The sequence below is a fragment of the Methylobacterium marchantiae genome (assembly GCF_042679825.1).
In the GTDB taxonomy this organism is placed as follows: domain Bacteria; phylum Pseudomonadota; class Alphaproteobacteria; order Rhizobiales; family Beijerinckiaceae; genus Methylobacterium; species Methylobacterium marchantiae.
On record NZ_JBHTND010000004.1, the window covers coordinates 59,171 to 84,558 of the forward strand.

The following is a 25,388-nucleotide window of genomic DNA, read 5'->3' on the forward strand; positions in this document are numbered from 1 at the left end:
CGATTCTCGGGACGACGGCAATCGTCTACCGGGCAGCATCCAGGGCGAGCGCGTCCAGGCCAAGGCCGTCGGCGCGCCATCGGAAGGAACCGGAAATGTCGAAGCACGTCGCCGTCCTCATGGGAGGATGGTCCTCCGAGCGTCAGGTCTCGCTGAATTCCGGCAGCGCCTGTGCCGAGGCCCTCGAAGGGGAGGGGTTCCGCGTCACCCGGGTCGATGTCGGACCCGACATCGCCACGGTCCTCACCGAATTGCGGCCCGACGTAGCCCTCAACGCCCTGCATGGTCCGGCGGGCGAGGACGGCACGATCCAGGGGCTGCTGGAGATCCTGCGCATCCCGTACACCCATTCCGGCGTCCTGGCCTCGGCCCTGGCGATGCACAAGGAACGTGCCAAAACGATCATGAAGGCCGCCGGGGTGAGCGTTCCGGAGGGTTTGGTCGTTAACCGTCATGATGCCGCAAAAGCACACCCGTTAACTCCTCCTTACGTGGTCAAACCGATCGCCGAGGGCTCCTCGATGGGCGTCATCATCGTCCGTGACGGGCGCTCTCATCCGCCCCAGATTCTCGCCTCGAACGAATGGGTCTATGGCGAGCAAGTCCTTGCAGAGACTTACGTTGCGGGCCGCGAGCTCACCTGCGCGGTGATGGGGGACAGGGCCCTCGGAGTGATCGAGATCAAGCCCGCCTCGGGGGAGTGGTACGACTTCGATGCGAAGTACGCCGAGGGGGGGTCGATCCACGTCCTCCCGGCAGAAATTAAACCAAAAATTTACCAGCGTGTCCAAGAGTTGTCGTTAACGGCGCATCAAGCACTTGGATGCCGGGGCATCAGCCGTGCGGACCTTCGTTACGACGACACACCGGGTGGAACCGGTGCCCTCGTCGTCCTGGAGGTCAACACGCAGCCCGGGATGACCAAGACGAGCCTTGTGCCGGAGATCGCAGCCCACGCTGGCTTGAGTTTCGGTGAGCTCGTCCGATGGATGGTGGAGGACGCTACTCTGGGTCGTTGAACGCAGCCGGTCAGGCTGGCGTCGACGGAGCCCCCGCGCCCGGATCGGGTTCGCTCGTCGCCGGAATGGTGGCGCGCCTGCCGCGACTGGCGCGCCCCTTCATGCGCTCGCGCCGTTCGCGGCTCGGGCAACCGATAGAGCGGCGCATCCCGCGCCATGCGGGCACGCTGACCCTCTCGGTGGCCTTCGCCGCCCTGTCGATCACCGGCTTCGTCGCCAGCGGCCGCTACGACCGCTTCGTGCTCGAAAACGGCCGTCCCTCCGACGTCCTGGCGCGGTTGGCCGGTTTCGGCGTCGAGCGCGTCACCATTTCCGGCATCGCCCGCCTTTATGAGCGGGAAGTGCTCCAGGCGGCCGGCATCGACGGCCACTCCTCCGTCGTGTTCCTCGACGTCGCCGAGGCCCGCAAGCGCCTCCTCGACGTGCCGCTGATCGCCAGCGTCTCGGTGCGCAAGGTCTATCCGAACGAGATCGTCATCAATCAGGTCGAGCGCGAGCCTGCCGCCCTGTGGCAGCGCAACGGCGAGATTTCCGTCATCGCCGCTGACGGCACCGTCATCGACGAGATGCGCGACGACCGCTACGCCGCACTCCCCCTCGTGGTGGGCGAGGAGGCCAACGAGCGCCTCAAGGACTACCTCGCCCTCATCGATGCGGCGGGCGAGCTCGGCGAGCGGGTCAAGGCCGGCACCTACGTGTCAGGCCGGCGCTGGACGCTGAAGCTCGACGGTGTCGACATCCGCCTGCCCGAGACCGGCGCCGCCGAGGCCCTGGCTCGTCTGGTCAAGCTCGAGCGCGAAAGCCGCATCCTCGAGAAGGACATCATCGCGGTTGACCTGCGATTGCCCGACAGGGTGGTGGTGCGGCTCACGGAGGAATCGGCCGCGGCGCGTGCCGAATCCCAGAAGAAGAAGCCGAAGGGCAAGGGGACCGAGACATGAGCCGCACGATTCGTCCGGCGCATCCCGCCTCCCGCCAGCCCGCCCTTCCCGCATCCTTCGCCCGGTAAACCGATGCACGCGCAACACGGCCTGACGCCGCGTCTGAAACCACTCTCCGCGCGCCGGAGCACCACCCTCTCGGTGCTCGACATCGGCACGAGCAAGGTGGTCTGCCTCATCGCCGAGCTCCAGCCGGCCGAGGCGCTGACGACCCTGCGCGGACGGACCCATTTCGCGCGCATCATCGGCATCGGGCACCAGCGCTCGCACGGCCTCAAGGGCGGTGCGATCGTCGATCTCGAAGCCGCGGAGGGCGCGATCCGCCAGGCGGTCCACGCCGCCGAGCGGATGGCGAAGGTCGAGGTCCAGTCGGTCATCGTCAATATGTCCGGTGGCCGCCTCGGCTCGCAGCATTTCGAGGCGCAGGTCGGGGTCCGCACCGGCACCGTCATGGGGTCCGATGTCGAGCGCGCCCTGGAGACGGCGAGCGCCCACGGCGTCAGTCCCGGCCGCACCGTGCTCCACGCGCTTCCCACCGGCTACGCCATCGACGGCCAGGGCGCGGTGATCGATCCGTCCGGCATGATCGGCGAGTCTCTCGGCGTCGACCTCCACGTGGTCACCGCCGAGGCCGCCGCCGCCCGCAACCTCATGCTGGCGGTGGAGCATTGCCATCTCGGCGTCGAGGCGGTGATCGCGACACCCTATGCCGCCGGCCTCTCCGCCCTCGTCGACGACGAGGCAGAGATGGGCGTGTGCGTCGTCGACATGGGCGGCGGAACCACCAGCGTCGGCGTGTTCGAGGGCGGGCATCTCGTTCACGTGGATGCCATCGCGGTGGGGGGGCACCACGTCACCATGGACATTGCCCGCGGTCTCTCCACCCGTGTGGTGGCGGCTGAGCGTCTCAAGACCCTTTACGGGTCGGCGATCTCCACCGCCTCCGACGAGCGCGACATGATCGCGGTCCATGGCGTCGGCGAGGACGAGGGCGATGCGCCGACCCATGTGCCGCGCTCGCAGCTCGTACGGATCATCAAACCGCGGGTGGAGGAAGTCGTCGAACTCGTTCGCGACCGCCTCCGCAATGCCGGCTTCGCCGCACAGGCAGGCCGCCGGGTCGTGTTGACGGGCGGCGCGAGCCAGCTCGTCGGCCTGCCGGAAGTCGCCCGCAGAGTGATGCAGGGTCAGGTCCGGATCGGTCGGCCCCTCGGCATCCGGGGCCTTCCGGAAGCCGCGAAAGGCCCGGCCTTCTCCGCGGCAGTCGGCCTGCTGGTTTACCCGCAGGTGGCGCATGCGGAACATTTCGAACCGCGCGGGCACAGCGCCTTCGCGGGCACCGGAACCGACAACTACATCCAGCGGGTCGGCCGCTGGCTGCGGGACAGTTTCTAAGAACGACGGGACTGGTTGCCCGACGCCCCTGAAGGGGGGCGGCGCCGGATCCGGCACAGCACATCGGCGGTCTCACCGAGAGGTCGTCAAATGAAACGTGAAAGGCACGAGAGGCTCGACACCATGGCCATCAGTCTGCAGGCGCCGGATATCCGGGAACTGAAGCCCCGCATCACCGTCTTCGGTGTCGGCGGAGCCGGCGGCAATGCCGTCAACAACATGATCGAGTCGGGCCTCCTCGGCTGCGAGTTCGTCGTGGCCAATACCGATGCCCAGGCACTCACCTCCTCCAAGGCCGAGCGCGTGATCCAGATGGGTCTCGGCGTGACGCAGGGCCTGGGTGCTGGCTCCCACCCCGAAGTCGGCTCCGCCGCCGCCGACGAGGTCATCGACGAGATTCGCGATCAGCTCTCCGGCGCCCATATGTGCTTCATCACCGCTGGAATGGGCGGCGGCACCGGCACTGGTGCGGCTCCGGTCATCGCCCGCGCGGCGCGTGACATGGGCATCCTCACCGTCGGCGTCGTCACGAAGCCGTTCCAGTTCGAGGGCGTGCGCCGCATGCGCACGGCGGAAGCCGGCATCCAGGAACTCCAGGCCGCCGTCGATACTCTCATCGTGATACCGAACCAGAACCTGTTCCGGGTCGCCAACGAGAAGACCACCTTCGCCGATGCCTTCGCCATGGCCGATCAGGTGCTCTATTCGGGCGTTGCCTGCATCACCGACCTGATGGTCAAGGAAGGCCTCATCAACCTCGACTTCGCCGACGTCCGCGCAATCATGCGCGGCATGGGCAAGGCGATGATGGGCACCGGCGAGGCTTCCGGCGAGAAGCGCGCCAACCGCGCCGCCGAAGCGGCCATCGCGAACCCGCTCCTCGACGACGTGTCGATGAAAGGTGCGCGCGGTCTGCTGATCTCGATCACCGGCGGGAACGACCTGACCCTCTACGAACTCGACGAAGCCGCCACCCGCATCCGCGAGGAGGTCGATTCGGACGCCAACATCATCCTCGGCGCCACCTTCGACGAAAGCCTCGACGGCATCATCCGCGTTTCGGTGGTCGCTACCGGCATCGAGCCGGCGCTCATCACTGCGAACTCGCAGAACAATGCCGAGATCGTGCAGACCGAGCAGCGGATCGCGGAAGTGGCCGAGCGCCTGCGTGCGGAAGCGAGGGCCCGGGCGGCACAGCCCGCCCCCACCTTTCGTGCCGGCGGACAAGAGCAGCCGCTGACGTCTCCGGCTCCCGCTTCCCAGTTGCAGATCCAGCCGCAGGCCCCGCGGCCCGTCGCTTCCGAGTCGGTTGCCATGGCTCCCGAGCCCCTGCGGATGGAGGCTCCCGCCGCTCCGATGGCGCGCGACGAGGTCGTTCTGACCCAGACGCAGCCGCGCGCTGCGATGGCCTACGAGCCCGCTCCCGCACCGGTCCAGGCTTCGGCCCCGGTACAGCAGGCTGCCGGTCCGTTCGTCCCGCCGCGTCCGGCAGTGGCGGTCGCCCGCGCTCCGCGCATGCCGCAGATCCAGGACCTGCCGATGCCGGCCCAGGCCCAGATCCGCGCTCAGCGTGGTGAGGAGCCGATCGAGCAGGCTTCGGATTCCAAGAGGATGACGCTCCTGCGCCGCCTCGCCACCGTCGGTTTCGGTGGGCGTCGCGAGGAGGCCGAGGCCGCTCCGCTGCCGCAGATGCGTGCGCCTGCCGCGCCGCAGCCGGCTCCCCAGCCGGAATACGCCAAGCGGGCTCCCGTGGCGGCGCCTCCGGCCTATCGCCCGGCTCATGGCAACCTGGATGCGCAGGGACGCGTGGCGCCCCAGCCCCGTCTGATGGATGACGACCAGCTCGAAATCCCGGCTTTCCTGCGTCGTCAGGCGAACTGAGACGTCGCGCAGACCAGTCGTTGCGATTTTTATGCAACAAGCCCGGGGTCTCAGGACCCCGGGCTTAACCTGCTGTTAAATCATTGTCCCAACACGCTTATCCAGAACGTCGCTCAAAAGCGTGTCTGTAACAGAGCGTAAGAAAGCGTGATTTGGCTAACGCCGAGGCCCCCGCGTATACGATTTTTGGAACGAAAAAGGCGCGGCGGTTTCGCCGTCAGCGCTCGCAGGGGCTTCAAGCAGCGGACGGGTCACAGAGGCGGCGCAATCCCGTAATTCAGGGAGAGCGAGCCTGATCACGGCCGAGGGCTAGGGAATGCGGACGAACCAACAGATCACTCTCAAGGGCCCAGCCGCTCTTCGCGGCATCGGTGTCCACTCCGGAAAGCCAGTGGAGATCACTCTCCATCCCGCGGCGGCCAATCACGGAATCTGCTTCCTCCGGACTGGAATGCCCACCGGCCACGATCGTCTCATCAAGGCCCACCACGCCTGCGTCTCCGCCACCGAATTGTGCACTGTCATCGGTGACGTAGAGAGCGGCGCGGTCGCCACCATCGAACATCTGATGTCCGCCCTCTACGGGCTCGGCATCGACAACGTCCTCGTCGAGATCGACGGGCCGGAAATGCCGATCCTCGACGGCAGCGCCCGTCTCTACGTCGAGGCCATAGACGCCGTCGGCGTCACCACCTGCGGGGCACCCCGTCGCTGGATCAAGGTTCTCCGTACCGTCCGCATCGAAGTCGGGCGCGCTTTCGCCGAACTCCGCCCCATCGACCGCGGCTTCCGCCTCGACGTGGAGATCGACTTCGACAATCCGGTGATCGGCCGCAGCCGCAAGGCGATGGACCTGAACCCCGCCGCCTACCGCCGCGAGATCGCCAACGCCCGCACCTTCGGTATGATGAAGGATGTGGAGCGCTACTGGAAAGCGGGCTTCGCGCTCGGCGCGTCCCTCGAAAACACCGTCGCCGTCGGCGAGAGCGCCGTCGTCAACCCTGAGGGCCTGCGCTACGCCGATGAGTTCGTGAGACACAAGTATCTCGACGCTGTCGGAGACCTGGCTCTCGCCGGCCTGCCGATCCAGGGTGCCTACCGGTCCTATTGCGGCGGCCACCGGATGAATGTCGGCGTCCTCGACGCCCTCTTCTCCGATCGTGCCAATTACACGATCGTCGAAGCACAGGGCACCCGCCGCGAGACCTCCAGGTCCGAGTTCGGCGTAGGTCTCGGCATCGCCGCCTTCGCGGGCGATATGTAACTTCCAAGCCACATCCTCGCTTCGATTGCGTAAGCCGCGCGGCCGCCGCTTTCACGCCCAAATCGGACGCCACTGGTAAATCGTCCGTGACAAGAGGCGAGGTCGCATGTGCCCCATCGAGGTACATGGGCCGAGGCATCGTGCCGTCAGCCGCTCGACCGACAATTGTGATGGCTTGACGATGCGGCCCGGTCGCCGGGCGTATCTGTTGGGGGAACCGGAATGCGTCTCAACGATCGTAACCGCGGGGCGACGGCAGCCGTGCTCCTGACGCTGTGCGGCTTCGGCCTCGGTGGCTGCGATGCCCTCGACTCGATCAATCCCTTCGCCGAGAAGTACAAGCCCGAAGTCATTCCCGACGTTCCGGCCGACAAGCTCTACAGCGAGGGCTTGGCGAAGATGGAAGACAAGGACTACGAGGCCGCCTCGAAGAAATTCGGCGAACTCGACAAGGCCTATGCGTATTCCGATTGGTCGCGCAAAGCGCTACTGATGACGGCCTACTCGAACTACGAGGGCGCGAAGTACGACGACGCTATCAACGCTTCGAAGCGTTACCTTCAGCGTCATCCGGCGAGCAAGGACGCGGCCTACGCCCAGTATCTGATGGCGATGTCGCACTATAAGCAAATTCCTGACGTGACCCGTGATCAGGACCGCTCCGAGAAGGCGCTGGCTGGGCTTCAGGAGCTTGTTCAGAAATACCCGACCTCCGAATACGCAGCTGACGCCAAGGCCAAGATCCAGATCACCCGCGATCAGCTCGCCGGCAAGGAGATGGAAGTCGGCCGATTCTACCTGGAGCGTCGCAACTTCCCCGCCGCGATCAATCGCTTCCGCGACGTGGTGAGCAAGTACCAGACGACCCGCCACGCCGAGGAGGCGCTGGAACGTCTGGTGGAAGCCTATATGGCTCTTGGCATTACCGCCGAGGCTCAGACCGCAGCTGCCGTGCTCGGTCACAACTTCCCCGACAGCCCCTGGTACAAGGACGCGTTCGCACTCCTCCAGAACGGTGGTCTCGAGCCCCGCGAAGAGAAGTCGTCCTGGCTGAGCAAGGTCTATCGCGGCGTCGTCGGTCGCACTGCCGACGCACGCTAGCCCACAGGTCAGGCCCGCGACGAGAAGCGTTCGGCCGTGGATCATTTTTAGAGTGAAGCGGTCGCCGCTTCGCCGTAAGACGTGGCCACCGTATCCAACGAGGCCAAACCCGCGGCATGCTGAGCCAGCTCGCGATCCGCGACATCGTTCTCATCGACAAGCTCGCCCTGAATTTCCGCGAAGGCCTCAGTGTCCTGACCGGGGAGACGGGCGCGGGTAAGTCGATCTTGCTCGACGCCTTCGCACTGGCGCTGGGTGGACGCGGCGATGGCGGTCTGGTCCGCCATGGCGAAGGGCAAGGCGGTGTCACCGCCGTGTTCGACGTGCCCCTCGATCATCTCGCCCGCCGGCTCGCGGCTGAGGCCGACATCGATACCGAAGGCGACTTGATCCTGCGGCGCGTGCAGATGGCCGATGGCCGTACCCGTGCTTTCGTCAACGATCAGCCCGTGGGCGTGCAGGTGCTGCGAGCCATCGGGGCTGCCCTCGTCGAGATCCACGGGCAGCACGACGACCGCGCCCTGGCCGATCCCGGTACTCATCGCGCCATTCTCGATGCCTTTGGTGGCTTGCAGGCGCCTCTCGCGGCGGTTGGCGAGGCGGCCAAGCACGTGCGCGGAGCTCGTGCCGCTCTGTCCGAGCACCGCGCCAAGGTCGAGGGCGCGCGCAAGGAGGTCGATTTCCTGCGCCATGCGGCTTCTGAGCTCGAGACACTCGATCCCCAGTCCGGTGAGGAGACGTCGCTGGCAGAGCGCCGCATGATCATGCAGCAGAGCGAGAAGGTGGCGCGCGAACTCACCGAGGCGATCGACGCGGCGGGCGGCCCCAATTCTGCCGTGTCCCACCTGTCCTCGGCCATGCGCAAGCTGGAGCGGCGGGTGAGCCAGATCCCGGCCCTCGTCGAGCCTTGCATCGCGGCCCTGGACGCCGCCCTCGCTGCTCTCGACGAGGCTCATTCCGTCCTCGATTCGGCTCTGCGCGAATCGGAGTTCGATCCACGCGAACTGGAGCAGGTGGAGGAGCGGTTGTTCGCCCTGCGGGCCGCCTCCCGCAAATATCAGGTACCGGTGGACGATCTCGCCGCCCTGCGCCAGCGCTACGAGTCTGAGGTTGCCGCCATCGATGCAGGCGAAGAAGCCCTCGGTGGGCTCGAAGCGACCCTCGCCCAGGCCGAGGCAGCCTATGCCAAGGCCGCGACGAAGCTCAGTGAGGGACGCCGCAAGGCCGCCAAGTCGCTCGACGTTGCCGTGAAGGCAGAACTTCCACCGTTGAAGCTGGAACGCGCACGTTTCATCACGGAAATCGTCACGGACCCCGAATCACGGGATTCGGCGGGCGCCGATCGGGTGGAATTCTGGGCCCAGACAAATCCCGGAACGCGGCCCGGTCCGATGATGAAGGTGGCTTCGGGTGGCGAACTCTCGCGATTCATGCTCGCCCTCAAGGTCGTACTCGCCGACAAGGGGTCCGCCCCTACCCTGATCTTCGACGAGATCGATACCGGCGTCGGCGGTGCCGTGGCCGATGCCATCGGGGCGCGCCTTGCCCGCCTCGCTGCGGGGGTTCAGGTCGTGGCGGTGACCCATGCTCCGCAGGTCGCCGCGCGCGCCGAGACACATTTCCTCATCGCCAAGGACCCCGTGAGAGGCCGGGACCGTGTCGCGACGCGCGTCTCCGCCTTGGAAGCACCGGAGCGCCGGGAAGAGATCGCACGGATGCTTGCCGGCGCTACGGTCACCGACGAGGCGCGTGCGGCTGCTGCCCGGCTACTCCAATCCGCGGATGCATAAGGCACCGCGTTAACCGTTGGTTAACCATCTTCATCGATGGTTTGACAGTGACGCATGGAGTTCGTCGAAACCGCGTCGGCACATCTGGAAGGAATGCGTGATGGATCTGGGAGGCGGCGAGACCGATCCCCGGCCTGTGGACGAAGCGGACGGGCTGCCGATTCTGACAAGCCCCACCCGCCACCATCTCGGTGGCGCCCTCCGCGCGATCTACGAAGACACGTTCGACACGCAGCCGATTCCCGATGGACAGATCGATCTGCTCCTGCGCCTGCGCCACAAGGAACGCGACCGCCGCCGAGTGGGCTGATCGTTCTTGCAGCTATCTTCATCAATTCTCGAGAGACTCGGACCGTTCCTTCGCGGTTCGATTCCGCATATTTAGTCTCTGACCACTCGACAAGCCTCGACCGCTACCAACGGCGTGCTCCCGGCATGCGCTGGTATTCGGCGGCGCGGATCTGAGTCATCACTGCGTCGAGGTCCGCCAGCAAGGCACGCTCTTCTTCACCAGCTTTCGCCACCTCGCTCGGATCGGTGCCGAACTGTTGACGTTGCTGGGCGAAGGAGAGGTCGCGCTCCAAGTCCTCCCTGCGCGCATGCAAGGCAAGAAAGGCGGCATCGCCGTCACCGCCAGTGCGTGTCACGTTCGATTCGTTCTCCACGTCCGTGACCTTCCAAGACGGCTGCTCAAGACGGGACGCCCCATCATCGCCCTCGTCTTAAGCTACAACGCACGAGGCCGCGAAACCGTGCCGCCACGTTAGCGGGTCGCTTTAAGCGTCGATTTTCCGCGCTCCCTCACAGCCGATGCGGCTTGAGCGCCATCGCTGTCATCCATCTGTCATGGCTCCGTCATAGAGCCGGCATCATCGGGCAGGTAACGGTGCGCTGCAGCAGGGAACGCCCTCGCAGCGCGGCACGTACAGCGCCTCGACAGATTACGGAGAGCCACCGTGAAACCCTTGCATCTCGTCCTTGCCCTCGGGCTCGCGACCGCTCAGTTCGGCGCCTTCGCCCAGGCCGCCGACATCACTGGCGCCGGAGCGACCTTCCCGTTCCCAGTCTATTCCAAATGGGCGGAAGCTTACCGTAAGGAGACCGGCACCGGCCTCAATTACCAGTCGATCGGGTCCGGCGGCGGCATCAAGCAGATCCAAGCCAAGACCGTCGATTTCGGCGCCACTGACGCGCCGCTGAAGGGAGCTGCCCTGGAGAAGGACGGTCTCGTTCAGTTTCCCACCGTCATGGGCGGCGTCGTCACCGTGGTGAACATCGCCGGCGTCGAGCCGGGCAAACTGAAGCTGACCGGCGAACTCGTCGCCGATATCTACGCCAACAAGATCACTAAGTGGAGCGACGCGAAGATCGCCGCCATCAACGAGGGCGTCAAGCTTCCCGATGCACCGATCACCCCAGTCTATCGTTCGGACGCGTCGGGCACGACCAACATCTTCACCAGCTACCTGAGCTCGGCCTCCGAGACCTGGAAGAAGGAATTCGGTGCGGCCACCACCGTCAGCTGGCCCGCCGGCCAGGGCGGCAAGGGCAACGAGGGCGTCACTGCCACCGTCAAGCAGGTTCCGAACTCCATCGGCTATGTGGAATCGGCCTACGCCAAGCAGAACAAGCTGAGCTACGCCCTGATCCAGAACAAGGCCGGCAAGTTCCCGCTTCCCGACGACAAGGCCTTCCAGGCCGCCGCTGCTGCCGCCGATTGGAAAGCCGCTCCGGGCTTCGGCATCTCGCTGGTCAACCAGGCCGGCGACGATGCCTGGCCGATCACGGCCGCGACCTTCATCCTCGTCTACAAGGACCCGGCCGATCCGGCGAAGTCAGCCGAGGTGCTCAAGTTCTTCGACTGGGCCTACAAGAACGGCGACAAGCTCGCCAGCGATCTCGACTACGTGCCCCTACCCGAGAACGTCGTCTCCCTGGTCCACACTGAGTGGAAGGAGATCAAAGGCAAGGACGGCAAGCCCGTCTTCTAAGACACTGCCAGACTCAGCCTCATGACCCGACAGGCTCGGCGAATACGCCGGGCCTGCTCCACAAAATGACCCGGTGTTCCACCTCGCCACTCGCTACCTCGCACTATACGACCCCTCAAGGTGAAGAAGCAGACGTCGGATGGCCGCCTTGACTGAACAGATCGCGCTGGCACGCACGGGTTCCCCCGCTCGCAAGAAGCCGGGCGGGATCGGCGATCAGCTCTTCCGCGCCGCGTCCTACGCGTCGGCGCTGCTGGTACTCCTCTTCCTCGCCGGCATTCTCGCCTCGATCGCCTACGGCGGATGGCCGGCCTTCGCCGAATTCGGCCCCGGCTTCATCACCTCGAGCGCCTGGAACATCGGCCAGGAGCAGTATGGTGCTCTCGTTGCCATCGTCGGCACCCTGGTCTCGGCCGTCCTCGCCCTCGTCATCGGCGTACCGATCTCCATCGGCATCGCGGTCTACCTGACGCAGCTCTGCCCCGGCTGGGCGCGCAAGCCCGTCTCGATGACGATCGAGCTCCTCGCCTCGGTGCCGAGCATCATCTACGGCATGTGGGGCCTCTTCATCTTCGCCCCGCTCTTCGCCCATTACGTGCAGATGCCGGTGTCGAGCCTCGTCGAGGGCCTGCCCATCGTCGGCACGCTGTTCTATGCGCGGGTTCCCTCCGGCGTCGGCATCCTGACGGCCGGCATCATCCTCGCGATCATGATCGTGCCCTTCGTCGCCTCGATCACCCGCGACATGCTCGACCAGATCCCGACCGTCCTGCGCGAGAGCGCCTACGGCATCGGCTGCACCACCTGGGAGGTGGTCCGCCACGTGCTGGTGCCGCAGGCTTCGGTCTCGATCATCGGAGCAGTAATGCTCGGCCTCGGCCGGGCGCTGGGCGAGACCATGGCGGTGACCTTCGTCATCGGCAACGCCAACCGGCTCTCGGCCTCCGTGTTCGATCCGGGTTCCACCATCGCATCGCGCATCGCCAACGAGTTCAACGAGGCCGACGGCCTTCAGCTGAGCTCGCTGATGGCACTGGGCTGCATCCTCTTCGTCATCACCTTCGTCGTCCTGATCATCGCGCGCCTGCTCGTCCGGCGCGTGAAGGTCGCCTAAACCCGGGAGCCCGCATCATGGACGCCGTGAAAACACTCCCCGCCACCGACGTTCCGGTGCGCACCAGCCGCATCCGGTCGAGCCGCCGGGTCGCCGACAAGCTCCTCATCGTCGGCAGCACGATCGCCACGCTGATCGGCATCGTCGTGCTCGGCTCGATCCTGCTCATGCTCATCGTCGAGGGCGTGAAGGGCTTCTCGCCGCTACTCTTCACCGAGCCGACGCCGGGCCCCGGCTCGGAAGGCGGCGGCATCGCCAACGCCATCTTGGGCAGCCTGGTCCTGACCCTCATCGGCATCGTCATCGCGACGCCGGTGGGCGTCATGGCGGGCACCTATCTCGCCGAATACGGCCGCAATTCGAAGCTCGCCGACCTCATCCGCTTCCTCAACGATATCCTGCTCTCCGCCCCTTCGATCCTGATCGGCTTGTTCGTCTACACCCTGATGGTGCGGCCTATGGGGACCTATTCGGGCTGGGCCGGCGGGGTCGCGCTCGCCATCATCGCCACCCCGGTGATCGTGCGCACCACCGAGGACATGCTCCGCCTCGTGCCCTCGACCCTGCGCGAGGCAGGCGCGGCGCTCGGCGCCCCGCCCTCCGTCGTCATCAAGAGCATCACCTGGCGCGGGGCCAGCGCGGGCATCGTCACTGGCATCATCCTGGCCCTGGCCCGCATCGCCGGCGAGACCGCGCCGCTGCTCTTCACCGCGCTCAACAACAACAACTGGTTTTCGCCCAATCTCATGGGAGGCATCCCGAACCTCCCGGTCATGATCTATCAGTTCGCGCTCTCGCCCTACTCGAACTGGCAGCAGCTCGCCTGGGCAGGCGCCCTTCTCATCACCGCCACGATCCTCGCCCTCTCGATCGTGGCCCGCTTCGTCATCAAGAGCGAGCGGGCGCGCTGATCCCGCGCCCCCGTCCCATCCCGCTTTCGACAAGGACACGCATCCGATGAACGCCGCCCCCGCGATCACGCAAGCCCAGCTGACCGGTCGCCACAAGGCCGACGAGCAGGCTCCGATCCGCATCGCCGTGAAGGATCTGAACTTCTATTACGGGTCGTTCCACGGCCTGAAGTCGATCAATCTCAACTTCCACGACCGGCAAGTCACCGCCCTGATCGGACCGTCGGGGTGCGGGAAGTCGACCTTGCTGCGGACCTTCAACCGGATCTACAGCCTGTATCCTGAGCAGCGCGCGGAAGGCGAGATCCTCCTCGACGGGCAGAACGTCCTCGATTCGAAGGTCGACCTGAACGAGCTGCGCTCGCGGATCGGCATGGTGTTCCAGAAGCCGACACCCTTCCCGATGTCGATCTACGACAACGTCGCCTTCGGTCTGCGCCTGTACGAGAAGCTGCCCAAAGCCGATCTCGACGTGCGGGTGGAGGAATCTCTGCGCAAGGCCGCGCTCTGGGACGAGGTGAAGGATAAACTCAAGCAATCCGGCATGGGCCTCTCCGGCGGTCAGCAGCAGCGCCTCTGCATCGCCCGCACCGTGGCCCAGCGCCCGGAAGTGATCCTGTTCGATGAGCCGACCTCGGCCCTCGACCCGATCTCCACCGGACGCATCGAGGAGCTGATCGAGCAGTTGCGCTCCGAGTTCACGATCGTCATCGTGACCCACAACATGCAGCAGGCCGCGCGCATCTCGCAGTTCACGGCCTTCATGTATCTCGGCGAGTTGGTGGAGTTCGGCCCGACGACGCGGATCTTCATGAACCCCGAGAAGCGTCAGACCCAGGACTACATCACCGGCCGCTTCGGCTGAGCCCGTCGGCGCCGCCTCAGGCGTCGGTCCCGATCGAAACGCGAGACAGGCCGTGTCCGGCGGCCCTGATCGAGGAGTGCGAGCATGTCCACCCACATCGTCAGTTCCTACGACACGGAACTGGAAAACCTGCGCCGCTCGATCTCCGAGATGGGCGGCATCGCCGAGAAGATGATGACCGATTCCGGCAATGCCCTGGTACGCCGGGACGTCACGCTGGCCCAGTCGGTCATCGGCGCCGACAAGCGTCTCGATGCGATCCAGCATGAGGTCGAGGAGCGGGCCATCCTGCTCATCGCCAAGCGCCAGCCGCTCGCCATCGACCTGCGCGAGACGATTTCGGCGATCCGCGTCTCGAACGACCTCGAGCGGATCGGCGATCTCTCCAAGAACGTCGCCAAGCGCGTGGTCGCCATCGCCGAGCAGATCCAGCCGCAGAAAATCGTCATCGCCGTCCAGCACATGGGCGATCTGGTGCAGGAGCAGCTGAAGGACGTCCTCGACGCCTATGCGAGCCAGGACATCAAGGCGGCCCTCGACGTCTGGGAGCGCGACGACGCCATCGACGCCCTCTACAATTCGCTTTTCCGCGAGTTGCTGACCTACATGATGGAAGATCCGCGCAACATATCGTTCTGCACGCATCTCTTGTTCTGCGCCAAGAACATCGAGCGGATCGGCGATCACACCACCAACATCGCCGAGACGATCCATTACCTCGTCACTGGCACGAACGAACTCGCTGAGGGGGATCGCCCGAAGAACGATGCCTCGAACTACGCCACCGTGACGATCCCTGCCAGCGCCTGACTGCATCCCGGTCCGGCAGGTTGCGGCAGGACCTTCGTGCAGCCGTGCGTCGCCAGACAGAGACGGCTGCCCTCACCCTGAAAACATCCGCATGAGTACGCGCATCCTGATCGTCGAGGATGAGGAGGCCCTCACCCTCCTCCTTCGCTACAACCTTGAGGCGGAAGGCTTCGTCGTCGATTCCGCATCGCGCGGCGACGAGGCCGATCTGCGCCTGCAGGAGCAGGTCCCAGACCTCGTTCTCCTCGATTGGATGATGCCCGGGCTCTCCGGCATTGAGCTGTGCCGCCGCATTCGCGCCCGGCGCGAGACCGAGCGCCTGCCAGTGATCATGCTGACGGCCCGCGGTGAGGAGGGCGACCGTATTCGCGGTCTCGGCACCGGTGCCGACGACTACATCGTCAAGCCGTTCTCAGTGCCCGAACTGCTCGCCAGAGTGCGTGCACTCCTACGCCGAGCCAAGCCCGCCCACGTGGCGAACCTGCTCATCGCCGGCAATATCGAACTCGACCGCGTGAGCCACCGAATTCGCAGACAGGGCAGAGAAATCCATCTCGGGCCGACTGAGTTCAAGCTGCTCGAATTTCTGATGCAGAGCCCTGGGCGCGTCTTCTCGCGCGAGCAGCTCCTCGACGGTGTCTGGGGCCACGACGTCTATATCGACGAGCGCACGGTGGACGTGCACGTGGGTCGCCTTCGCAAGGCGATCAACCGCCCCCGCCAGAGCGACCCGATCCGTACCGTGCGCGGCTCGGGCTATTCCTTCGACGAGATGTTTTCGACGGACGAGTGAGACCACTTCCGGAGCATCATCGCTCCGTCTGGAACGAGCACCCCAATCGTGACGATGACGGGTCACCGTCGTGCATCTCGCGGGATGCGCGGGTCTCCTCTCCGTCCAGGCAGGGCGATTGCAGATGGCACCAAACCGTCATTCCAGGTCGCCGAAGGCGAGCCCGGACCCGGAGGGCCGCGCCACAGGCGTGTAATCCAGATCCGTTGGCGGTGCACAGTCCTGCAACATCTATGTTTCTGGATTCTCGGTTCCACTGTGCTGCGCTGGGATGACGGGGGGCTACGATTGGGGTGTCGACGAGCAAATCGGCGTCGGCAATCGACCTGCCTTCCAAGAGAGGGAGCGCGTCGGGCATCGTGCCGAACCCTGTTTGATAGAAGGAACAGCCATCGAGCAGATGGGTGAATTCCGTAGCTTGGAAGGAGAAAGAGTTCCGGTGCGCCTCACGCTTACCCGTCGATGACCTTCATGAAAACTGGTCCTGATCGTCGTTAGCCCCTCCAGAAATGTCTGAATACAGTAGCCCCGCTAGGAGTGGATGACAGGCGAGGGCGTAGCCCTACCGTCGATCCCGGCTCAGTGGTCGAAGAGCCGCTTCGATCGACCGCCCCGTTCGGCGTTGCGGCGAGCCGGGTCGTCGGCCCGGTCCCGGTCGCGCTGAACCGTATCTGGATGCTGGGGCGCGTCCGCCCCCGGTCGCGGTGAGCCCGCGCCAGTTGCCGTGTTATGCATCATAATGCGTTTGACGCAGGTCTTGGCAAAACAATGTGCATCTCATGCACTACATGCATAGTTGATATTTGGCATTTGGTATACCAATCGGACTTGGAGGTTGTCATACATGCTGCAACGCAAACGCATCGCTTCGAGGACCATCGATATGACCGCTTTCATTCTCGCCGCCATCGCCGTCGCTGCTGCCGCCAACATCTCTCTGGTGGCCTTCGTGGCCGATCGCCTGACCCCCACGACCAGCACCTCCACCGTCATGGCGGGCGAGCTCGTCCTCGTAAACGACAACGCTCCCGCACTCCTGAAGCTCGCGGCCTGAATCTCAAGCTGTATGGCTCCAAAGGCATCTTCATCAGCCCCGCCATCCATGGCGGGGCTTTTTCGCGTCTCGTACTGCCATAATCCTTGGCGTGGGACGGTCAAAATGGCCTCGCGCGGCGCTTGATTTGCCCGTCTCATTCGACGGGCTTACGGGCCGACGCTTCGCATTCCCGAGCGAGCGAGGCGGCCTGAGTGAAGCGGGCGCGGACGGTGTCGCTCATCCGGCCGAGACCCAGATGCGCGGCCATCCGCGCCTCGATGCCGGGTGCCGGATCGAGGTCGCGGGCGAGGCCGGCGAGTTCCTGGAGCGGGATGTCAGCGGGCGCCCGATTCTCCCCTCCCGCTGGCCGGAACCTCACCGGCCCGACAGGGGCGGTCTCTGGCCAGAGGACGATGCGGTCGCCCTCGCTGGTATGGGGGCAGCGGGGATCGACGGCCCCCAGGGCACGCTGGCGTAAGCGGTTGGTCATGCGAGAAAAACCGTGTGCGCGTAGGATGCGTGCGGCCTGGATGTCGGCAAAAACAGGGCCTTCCCGCGTGACAACTTCGGTCGCCATGGCCGCCAGCGTGGCCTTGTAAGTGGGGTCATGGAACCGGGTGGGATCGGGATCGAAGCGGGACAAGTCGGCGGGCTCATAGAGCCCGGGGGGCTCCGTCTGAGGGATGTCAGGAGAGGCAGGCCCGATCACGACCGGGGCAGGTTTCGCCCTGTCGGCGTCAAGGTCCGCCCGTAGCGCCCTGTCGAGCCGGTCGAGGGCCCCCTCGGCATCGTTCCACCAATCCGTACTCCAGACCCGGTGGATGCGCCAACCAAGGTCGGTGAGCACCCATTCGCGCAGGCGGTCCCTGTCTCGCGCCGTCGCTGCCCGATGGTAGGTCGCCCCATCACATTCGACTCCCGCGAGATACCGTCCCGGAGCGTCGGGATGGACGATGCCGAGGTCGATCCGAAAGACGGAAACGCCGACCTGTGGCACGATTCTCCAGCCACGTGCGGCCAAAGCCGCCATCACCGCGCCCTCGAAGGGCGATTCGATGTCTCCCCCCGTCGGCGCCGCCGCCGTTTCGAGGGCGCGGGCTCCGTGTTCGGCGAAATCGAGGAAGTGCTTGAAGTCGCGCACGCCGCGCGCACTGCCGCGGCCGAGATCCACCTGGTCGGCCCGCATCGACGCGAAAACCACGAGTTCCCGCCGGGCGCGAGTGATCGCCACGTTGAGTCGCCGGTGGCCGCCCTCTCGGTTGAGCGAGCTGATCTGCCCGGTGATCCGGCCCGCCGCGTCGGGGCCGACCGCAACTGAGAACAGGATGATGTCGCGCTCGTCGCCCTGTACGGTCTCGAGGTTCTTGACGAAGACCGGCTCCTTCCATGTCCGCCCGTCGAAGAAGCGTTCGAGCTCCGGCCTCGACCGCCGCTCTGCGTCGAGGAGGTTCTCGATCAGCCGTTGCTGCTCGCCGTTGAAGGTGACGATGCCGAGGGAGCGTTCCTCCGCCGCGAAGGAAGGCGTCGAGACGCGGGCTACCACGTCCGCCACCAGAGCGCGTGCCTCGGGGCGATTCACCCGCGCCCCGCCGCGTTCGTAGAGGCCATCGGCCACGTAGTGCAGCCGCACCGCCCGATCCTCGGTGACGGGGGAGGGGAAGGTGACGAGAGCGCCGCGATAATAGTGGCGGTTCGAGAAGGCGATGAGGCTTTCGTGGCGGCTTCGGTAGTGCCAGGCGAGGCACCGCTGCGGCAGGTTTGCGGCGAGGCACTCATCCAGGATGCTCTCCTGGTCGGCGACGTCGAGACCATCCGAAATCTCGTCGACTCCGCGATCCCCCACATTGGTCGGCGGCAACTGCTCCGGATCGCCGACGACGACCACCTGCCGCCCCCGCGCGATGGCGCCGATAGCGTCCCAGGGGGCGATCTGGGAGGCTTCGTCGAAGATCACGATGTCGAAGGGCTTCGCCTCGGCCGGCCAGTACTGGGCGATGGAGAGCGGGCTCATCATCAGGCAGGGCGTCAGCCGGGTCAGCGCGTTCGGCATCCGCGCGAAGAGCTGGCGCAGGGGCATGTGCCGGGCGCGCTTGGTGATCTCGCGCGCCAGCGTTCCCCATTCGGGATCGGCGCCGAAGGCGGTTGCGAGGGGCACGCCTCCACCGATGCGGACACGCACCGCCGCGCCCGCGATGGCGCAGAGCCGGGCATCGGCCGCACCGAAATCCCGTATCGCCTCCTCGTGGCGCGGCCCCATGAAGTCGCGCAGGCGGCTATCCTCGGTCACGGTATGGTCGATCCACCAGCGGGCATAGGCGCCCTCGAAGGCCGGAACGATCGACTCGTCCGCGAGCGTCCCGGCCTCGATCGCCGCCACGAGGGGGGCGAGCCCCGCCTTCGTTGCCGCGCTCACCGCCGCCTGCCAGCCCGCCCAGGCCTGGGCTTTGGGGAGGGCCTTGCGCCAGCGTTCCGCAACTGCGAGCGTCCCGGCCACCCAATCCGTCCCCGTCTCCACGGGGCGGTCGGGCCTAGGCCTGCCGGTCAGGCGCCCGAGCGCCTCGATCGCTTTCGTGGCCGGGATCCTGTGGGCGACGAACTCTTCCTTCGCCAGCGCAAGGGTGCCGCCGGCTTCGAGGCGGCCATCCTCGGCATCGAGCAACTCTGCGAGCGTCGCCCGAACGATGTCCGGTCCGCCCACGAGGGGAGCCATTGCGGCGATCACCGGTGCTAGCCGCGTGGCCCAAGCCGTCGCTGCCGTGAGCAGGCCGACAGAGGCCGCCTCGTCCGACCAGGGAGGGTGGAGTGGCGCGGCGACACCCGCGAGATGGTCCGCCAGCACCGGCGTCGTGGCGCGCAGAGCCTTAATCTCGGCAAGAATGACGAGGTCCGGCCCGACATCCTCGGGCGCGCCGCCCTGCGCAAAGAAGTCGAGCTGACCGCGCACTCGCCTGAGGCGCCGACCCCGCAGAAGGATGTTCGACGCTTTCGCCACACGCCATTCGGCGAGCAGTCGGTCGAGGTCGCTTCCGAACACCGAGGCTGCGTAGGGGACGGAGAGCCGCGCCATGAGGCGGTCGAGCTCACGCCGATGCGCCTGGCGGGCTTCGGCGGCCTGGCGAAGGATCGCACCGTTCGGCCCCAGGAAGCGCAGTCCCATCCGCGCCTCCGGGCGGAACAGGCCGGTGGCGAGGGAGGAAAGGCCGTGCAGCCCGTCATAGGTCCTGGCGAGCGGCGCAAGCCCAGCCGCCTCGGCGAAACGACGCCCGGATTCGGCGTAGCCCGGCAGCGTGCGAGCGAGATCGGAGATGGTCTGCTCCATCTCGGCTCGCCATAGGGGCGACCATGCAATCGCGCCGATGCCGCGGAGCGGATGGTTCGCGATGTCGCCGACGATGGGGCGAAGGGCGCGCAGCTCGTTGCAGCGGTCGCGCAGGCTCTCCCGATGCCCAGGTGTGGAGGCCGCGTCCCTCGGCCAGGCGAGACTGATCTCCTCGGAGCCGGCCTGCCGGTCTGCGATGACCCGCGCCATTGCCGCATGGGCGCTGAGCCCGTTCGCCTGCTTGGTGTGCAGGCTCTCCACGACGCCGTTCAAGCCTTGTCGACGGTGTTGAAGGTCGGCGGCCGCTTCGTCCCAAGGGACGGATGCAGCGTCCCTGGCGGTCCAGGCCTCGCGCAACTGGGCGATGACGTGGGATTTCTGTGCCTTGGCCGCATGGACCTCGAGGCAGCAGGCGCCCAGCCCCACCGCGTCGAGCCGGCGGCGCACCACGTCCAGAGCGGCGCTCTTCTGCGAGACGAACAGCACTGTTCGCCCCAGGGCCAAGCATTGGGCGATCATGTTGGCGATGGTCTGGCTCTTGCCGGTGCCGGGCGGTCCGAACAGGACGAAATCCTTGCCGGCCGCTGCCGCCAGGATCGCTGAGACCTGGGAGGAGTCGGCGAGCAGCGGCGTGAAGATGCCGGATGGCGGATGCTCCGCGTCGAGGCGTTCCGGCGCCGGGAAGCCGGTGCCGTCGCCATAGGTCTGCTTCGGCGTTTCGAGGAGGTGCCGTACCACCGGGCTACGTTTGAGCAGGTCGGTCCGCTCGCTCAGATCCTTCCACATCAGGAACTTGGTGAAGGAAAAGGCCGAGAGCACGACTTCGGTCGTGACCTCGAAACTCTTGAGGTCGCGGATATGGGTGCGGACGGTCCGCCATATGGCGTCGACGTCGATCCCGTTCTCGTCGTTCGGCAAACCGTCGGCGAAATCCGGCATGTCGAGATCGAAATCCTGGCGCAGCATCTCCAGCAGCGTCGGATTGAGGCGCGCTTCCTCGTCGTGCCGAATCAGCCGGAACCCGGCGCGGACGCTGGGCCGTGTGAGGGCTGCCGGCACCAGCAGAAGGGGCGCACGCACGGCCGCCGTGCCGCCGCCGCGTGTCCAGGTCAGGAAGCCGAAGGCGAGGAACAGGACGTTGGCGCCCCCTTCCTCGAAACTGCCGCGCGCGAGCCGGAACAGGTCGGTGAGGCGCGCCTCCAACTCGTCCGCCCCCAATTCGACGGCGATCTCGTCCCGTTCCAGGTCCGCGGCGCCGGATCCTGTCTCGGTGAGCGAACGAGCCACGATCCGGAAGGCGCGGCCTGCGGCGAGGGCGTCCTCGAACGCGGCCGGGTCCGGGCAATCGAGGGCGAGGGATCCCTTGCCCGGCTTGAAGTTGAGGAGCTTGTTGCGCAGCGTGAGGTCGAGAAGCCGAAGCTTCCAGGCTTCCAGCCTGTCGCGGGGCTCGCGCCGAGGCAGGTCGAGGCTTGGAGCGGGCAGGTCGTCGACGAAGGCCGGTGTGGGACGAAGGGCGTGGGGTAGGGGAGACGCCACCAAGGGACTCCCCAATCGCCCGCCGGGTTCATCCCCATCGAGCGGCCTGATGCCGGAAAGGCGCGCTCGCCGCAGATCGAGGACGATCTCCAGGGGAGCCTCCGCATCCGTAGCGATCAGGCGTGCGCCGGCCAACACCGCATCCGCGAAGAGCCCTGGCGGGTCGGCGGTGAGAAGCGTCGTTTCGACCAGGATCAGTTCCTGGAGGTCGCGGCGCTTCCTCAAGGCCTGGGCGTCGTCGCCCACCCGCTCCGGCAAGGTTTCGTCCACGAGCCACAGCCCGGCAAGAGCGTGGCTGCGGGTGAGGATCAGGAGAGGATTGAGCCCGGCCTGTTCGCAGCAGGCGGCCCAGAGAAGGGTCAGGTCGAGGCAAGTCGCGAGGCGCCGCTCCACGATCGCACTCGGGCAGCGGACTTTCTGTCCCGACCGCTCGAAGCTCGCCGGTGGCAGGACGTAGGTTATGCGCAAGGCCGCTATGGCCGCATGGATCGCCTCGGCCATCTCCCAGGCCCTGGCCCGCCTGCCGCTGCGATAGCCGTCGAAAGCCGTACTCCGCCTCGCCCCGCCGAGGATCGAGGCGGCGGCGCGCAGGATGCCGTCCACCGCCGGATCGTTCGGCCGGACGAAGGCTGCGAGCAGTTCAGGCGCGGAATCGGCACCGCCCCAATGCGTGGGCGGCACGAGCCGCACGTCGAATCTCTCCTCGCCCAGCTCGATTGCCCGGTCGGCCTCGTCCGACGGGCCCGTTACCGACAGCGTCACCGTGCAGAGTCGGCTCTCCTGCAGCCCGGCGAGGATGGCGCCGTCGATCCGCAGATCTGGTGGGTCGATGCGCTGGATGCTTCCCGCCGCGATCCGCTGGATCGGCAGGGTGAGGGGTCGGAACAGCAACGGTACGGCGGAGATGTGGAGGGCAAGATCGACGATATCGTCGTCGCCGGCATTGGTCAGGGTGACGTCTTGGATGAGCGGAATTCCGTTCTGCCAGGATGCGACATTGGCATGGTCGATGATGGTGCACGCGATCCCGCATCGAACGCGGACCCTCCCCGAAGCCTCGAGCGTATCGGCCATCGCGCCCGGATCCCCGTCAGTCACGAGGGTTCTACATTCGTGCCGAGCCTGCTCGCAAGCATCGCCTCGCGGAGCTGAGGAGCCAGGCATTGGCATCGGCTCGTCATCCTGGAATCATTCCATAACATAGAGATTGCCCGGGCAAGATGAGGGTCTGTATAGCGTCCGTGTTGGGCGTTCTGTGGAAGATCCCGATCATCGCGGCTGAGAGGTCATCCATTCGGCCGGCCTTCCGTCGCTGAGCTTTCTTGTCGTTCGCTCCTCGAAAGGGAGTGCCCGCTTCTCGCATTCCGGTGCTGCCCGCCGATGACGGATACGATCAAGCCGAGCGCAGGACCATCGCGGGGGCGCTACCGCGTGATGGTGGCGGCCCGTACCCTTCTGGCGATCTTCGGAGGGTACGGCCTCGCGGCCATCGCCACCGCTTTCTTGTCTCTGACCCTGCCCCTCGATCGCTCCGAGGCCGTCGCCTCGGCGACCCTGGCGAGCTTCGCGATCATGGCAGGAGCTGTGATCTGGGTCTTCTCCGCCCGTAGCCTCGGCCGCGCGGCGATTGGGCTGGCGCTTCCGGCCCTCTGCCTCGGTGCTGGTCTCTGGCTCGCCCTCGGCAGTGCGGGGCAGCCCGCATGAAGCAGGGTTTCCGCCAGTCGATGGCGTGGCTCCACACCTGGGCGGGACTCGTCACCGGCTGGGTGATGTTCGCCGTCTTCGTCACCGGCACCGCCACCTACTACAAGACCGACATCTCGCTCTGGATGAGACCGGAGTTGCGGGCCGAAGCGGAATACGACGTGGTCCGCGCGGCCGAACTCGGTGTCGCGCATCTAAAGGTCCATGCGCCCAAGGCGATGGCCTGGTTCATCGGAATGCCTCAGGCCGACAACCCCCTCATCGGGGCCTATTGGATGGACACGCCGGATGGGGAGATCGGCAAGGCGCTCCTGGATCCGGCCACGGGTGCGCCGACAGTCGCCCGGGCGACCAAGGGCGGCGATTTCTTCTATCGCTTTCACTACGAATTGCAGATGCCGCCGGCCGTGGGTCGCTGGATCGTCGGCCTCTGCGCGATGACCCTGCTGATCGCTCTCATCAGCGGCATCGTCACCCATCGCCGGATCTTCGCCGACTTCTTCACCTTCCGGCGTTCGAAGTCGGCCCAGCGCGGCTGGCTCGACGCGCACAACGTCACCGGCGTGCTCGCGCTGCCATTCCACCTGATGATTACCTATACGGGCATCGTGTCGCTCTCGCTCATGTACATGCCGTGGGGCATGGTGAGCGTCTACAAGGGCGACGAACTGCGCTTCTACGCCGAGTCCGGTCAGATGACGACCTGGCGCGCGGCCGAAGGCAAGCCGGCCGAGCCGGCGCCACTCGGGCCCCTCATCCGCCGCGCCCAGGCCGAGGTGAGCGAGCCCCTCGAGATGGTCTCCATCAACAATCCGGGCGATGCCAACGCCACCGTGGTGGCCGTGTTCGAGGAGCCGCACGGGCTCGCTCATCGCCATCCGCAGATAGCGTTCAACGCAGTGACCGGGGAGATCGTCGAACGGACCGGGCCGCTCAAACCCGCCGCTCATGCCTATACGAGCTTCGTCGGTTTGCACGAGGCGCATTTCGCAGGGCCGGCCCTGCGGATCCTGTTCTTTCTCTCGGGCCTGATGGGCTGCATTGCGATCGCCAGCGGCCTCGTTCTCTGGACCGTGGCGCGGGCACCGAAAGGCATGGTCCGACCGGCCTTCGGCTGGCGCCTCGTCCATGCGCTGAACATCGGCACGATCCTGGGCCTGCCCGTCGGCATGGCGTCGTTCTTCCTGGCGAACCGCCTGATACCCGTGGATTTGGCCGCCCGGGACTCGTGGGAGGGCGCGATCTTCTTCGGAAGCTGGCTCGCCGCCGCCCTGATCCCACTCGCCCGCCCGCATCGCCAAGCGTGGCGCGAGATGGCCTATGCCGCCGCGCTCCTCTTCCTCGCCGTTCCCCTGGTCGGTTGGGCCACGACGGGATGGCGCACCGACTTCCTCGGCTTCGATGCCGCCATGGCGGCGCTCGCACTGGTCTTCGTTCTCGGTGCACGCAAAGTCGGCCGCTATGAGGGGCCGCGGCGAGAAGCGGCCCGCGCCACTGGAGACCTTGCCCGAGCATGACGCCGCTTGCCGTGTCCCTCACCTGTCTCCTGAGCTTCTCCGGCCTCGCCTGCCTGTGCCTGAGTATGGACCGGCATGGCCGGACGCTGTTCCAGGGGCGCCCTTCCCGGCAACGAGACATGGCTTTCCGAGTGGCCGGCTGGCTCGCCATCGCTCTGGCATTCTCGGCGGCGATCGTCACGGCAGACTGGAATTTCGGACCGGTGCAATGGCTCGGTTCGCTCACGGGCGCCGCGCTCGTGGTCGTGGCGCTGATGTCCTATCGCCCGGCCTGGATCCGTCCGGCAGCGATTGCCGCCCTGCCCCTCGCCATGGCCACCGCTTTCTTCGTCTGAGGCCGCGCCGGGTTCCCGAGCGCTCTGGTTCTCCTATGTGGAGGCCTGTTCGACAGGCTCTCACGA

20 protein-coding genes are annotated in these 25,388 nt (G+C 66.3%); 18 read left to right on the forward strand and 2 right to left on the reverse strand.

Translation table 11 applies throughout. The features are described 5' to 3' along the window. Positions 1 to 95: 95 nt before the first annotated feature. The 8 genes from ACFQ4G_RS04260 (at position 96) to ACFQ4G_RS04295 (ending at position 9,701) form a co-directional block, all read left to right on the forward strand. Positions 96 to 1,019 (forward strand): D-alanine--D-alanine ligase, encoded by a 924-nt coding sequence (locus tag ACFQ4G_RS04260; RefSeq protein WP_238204067.1) that lies wholly within the window; start codon positions 96 to 98, stop codon positions 1,017 to 1,019. Next, on the forward strand, positions 986 to 1,960 hold the full coding sequence (locus ACFQ4G_RS04265) for a cell division protein FtsQ/DivIB (protein ID WP_238204066.1): 975 nt from the start codon (positions 986 to 988) through the stop codon (positions 1,958 to 1,960). Before ACFQ4G_RS04260 ends, ACFQ4G_RS04265 begins: the two co-directional genes overlap by 34 nt. A 72-nt stretch (positions 1,961 to 2,032) precedes the next feature. Then, positions 2,033 to 3,355, forward strand: coding sequence for a cell division protein FtsA (gene ftsA, locus ACFQ4G_RS04270; protein WP_238204064.1), 1,323 nt, complete (start codon positions 2,033 to 2,035; stop codon positions 3,353 to 3,355). A 123-nt stretch (positions 3,356 to 3,478) separates the two neighbouring features. After that, positions 3,479 to 5,236 (forward strand): cell division protein FtsZ, encoded by a 1,758-nt coding sequence (gene ftsZ / locus ACFQ4G_RS04275; RefSeq protein ID WP_238204062.1) that lies wholly within the window; start codon positions 3,479 to 3,481, stop codon positions 5,234 to 5,236. 316 nt (positions 5,237 to 5,552) lie between these two features. Next, the gene (gene lpxC / locus ACFQ4G_RS04280; RefSeq protein WP_238204060.1) at positions 5,553 to 6,500 is read left to right on the forward strand and encodes a UDP-3-O-acyl-N-acetylglucosamine deacetylase; all 948 of its coding nucleotides are present in this window, start codon (positions 5,553 to 5,555) and stop codon (positions 6,498 to 6,500) included. Positions 6,501 to 6,722: 222 nt separating this feature from the next. Beyond that, positions 6,723 to 7,601 carry an outer membrane protein assembly factor BamD gene (locus tag ACFQ4G_RS04285; protein ID WP_238204058.1) on the forward strand — a complete coding sequence of 293 codons (879 nt, stop codon included), beginning with the start codon at positions 6,723 to 6,725 and terminating at the stop codon, positions 7,599 to 7,601. Positions 7,602 to 7,717: 116 nt separating this feature from the next. After that, on the forward strand, positions 7,718 to 9,391 hold the full coding sequence (gene recN, locus ACFQ4G_RS04290) for a DNA repair protein RecN (RefSeq protein ID WP_238204056.1): 1,674 nt from the start codon (positions 7,718 to 7,720) through the stop codon (positions 9,389 to 9,391). Positions 9,392 to 9,491: 100 nt separating this feature from the next. Next, positions 9,492 to 9,701, forward strand: coding sequence for a hypothetical protein (locus ACFQ4G_RS04295; RefSeq protein WP_238204054.1), 210 nt, complete (start codon positions 9,492 to 9,494; stop codon positions 9,699 to 9,701). Positions 9,702 to 9,804: 103 nt separating this feature from the next. Here ACFQ4G_RS04295 and ACFQ4G_RS04300 read toward each other — a convergent pair whose 3' ends face one another. Then, positions 9,805 to 10,056: a hypothetical protein gene (locus ACFQ4G_RS04300; protein WP_238204052.1), complete on the reverse strand. Its 252-nt coding sequence runs from the start codon at positions 10,054 to 10,056 to the stop codon at positions 9,805 to 9,807. Positions 10,057 to 10,347: 291 nt separating this feature from the next. Here ACFQ4G_RS04300 and pstS point away from each other — a divergent pair, with 291 nt between their 5' ends. The 7 genes from pstS to ACFQ4G_RS04335 all read left to right on the forward strand — a co-directional run bounded on the left by pstS (position 10,348) and on the right by ACFQ4G_RS04335 (position 16,929). After that, entirely contained in the window at positions 10,348 to 11,382 is a 1,035-nt protein-coding gene (gene pstS / locus ACFQ4G_RS04305; protein WP_379039761.1) for a phosphate ABC transporter substrate-binding protein PstS, read from the forward strand. A 139-nt stretch (positions 11,383 to 11,521) separates the two neighbouring features. Next, on the forward strand, positions 11,522 to 12,496 hold the full coding sequence (gene pstC, locus ACFQ4G_RS04310) for a phosphate ABC transporter permease subunit PstC (RefSeq protein ID WP_238204050.1): 975 nt from the start codon (positions 11,522 to 11,524) through the stop codon (positions 12,494 to 12,496). A gap of 17 nt (positions 12,497 to 12,513) precedes the next feature. Continuing rightward, the gene (gene pstA / locus ACFQ4G_RS04315; protein WP_238204048.1) at positions 12,514 to 13,407 is read left to right on the forward strand and encodes a phosphate ABC transporter permease PstA; all 894 of its coding nucleotides are present in this window, start codon (positions 12,514 to 12,516) and stop codon (positions 13,405 to 13,407) included. Between the two features lie 46 nt (positions 13,408 to 13,453). After that, positions 13,454 to 14,272, forward strand: a complete 819-nt coding sequence (pstB, locus tag ACFQ4G_RS04320; RefSeq protein WP_238204040.1) for a phosphate ABC transporter ATP-binding protein PstB — start codon at positions 13,454 to 13,456, stop codon at positions 14,270 to 14,272. A gap of 84 nt (positions 14,273 to 14,356) precedes the next feature. Further along, positions 14,357 to 15,082 carry a phosphate signaling complex protein PhoU gene (gene phoU, locus ACFQ4G_RS04325; protein ID WP_238204038.1) on the forward strand — a complete coding sequence of 242 codons (726 nt, stop codon included), beginning with the start codon at positions 14,357 to 14,359 and terminating at the stop codon, positions 15,080 to 15,082. A gap of 91 nt (positions 15,083 to 15,173) precedes the next feature. Continuing rightward, positions 15,174 to 15,875: a phosphate regulon transcriptional regulator PhoB gene (gene phoB, locus ACFQ4G_RS04330; protein ID WP_238204036.1), complete on the forward strand. Its 702-nt coding sequence runs from the start codon at positions 15,174 to 15,176 to the stop codon at positions 15,873 to 15,875. Positions 15,876 to 16,758: 883 nt separating this feature from the next. After that, on the forward strand, positions 16,759 to 16,929 hold the full coding sequence (locus ACFQ4G_RS04335) for a hypothetical protein (protein WP_238204034.1): 171 nt from the start codon (positions 16,759 to 16,761) through the stop codon (positions 16,927 to 16,929). 136 nt (positions 16,930 to 17,065) lie between these two features. Here ACFQ4G_RS04335 and ACFQ4G_RS04340 read toward each other — a convergent pair whose 3' ends face one another. Further along, positions 17,066 to 22,840: a DUF3320 domain-containing protein gene (locus tag ACFQ4G_RS04340; RefSeq protein WP_238204032.1), complete on the reverse strand. Its 5,775-nt coding sequence runs from the start codon at positions 22,838 to 22,840 to the stop codon at positions 17,066 to 17,068. A gap of 306 nt (positions 22,841 to 23,146) precedes the next feature. On the opposite strand from ACFQ4G_RS04340, the gene ACFQ4G_RS04345 reads away from it, so the two are divergent. From ACFQ4G_RS04345 to ACFQ4G_RS04355, 3 genes are read left to right on the forward strand one after another with little or no spacing between them, the layout of a single operon-like run. Beyond that, the gene (locus ACFQ4G_RS04345) at positions 23,147 to 23,470 is read left to right on the forward strand and encodes an iron transporter (RefSeq protein ID WP_238204030.1); all 324 of its coding nucleotides are present in this window, start codon (positions 23,147 to 23,149) and stop codon (positions 23,468 to 23,470) included. After that, complete coding sequence (locus ACFQ4G_RS04350) at positions 23,467 to 24,987, forward strand: PepSY-associated TM helix domain-containing protein (RefSeq protein WP_238204029.1); 1,521 nt, start codon at positions 23,467 to 23,469, stop codon at positions 24,985 to 24,987. Before ACFQ4G_RS04345 ends, ACFQ4G_RS04350 begins: the two co-directional genes overlap by 4 nt. Further along, the gene (locus ACFQ4G_RS04355) at positions 24,984 to 25,322 is read left to right on the forward strand and encodes a DUF3325 domain-containing protein (protein WP_238204028.1); all 339 of its coding nucleotides are present in this window, start codon (positions 24,984 to 24,986) and stop codon (positions 25,320 to 25,322) included. Before ACFQ4G_RS04350 ends, ACFQ4G_RS04355 begins: the two co-directional genes overlap by 4 nt. The last annotated feature ends 66 nt before the right edge of the window (positions 25,323 to 25,388 follow it).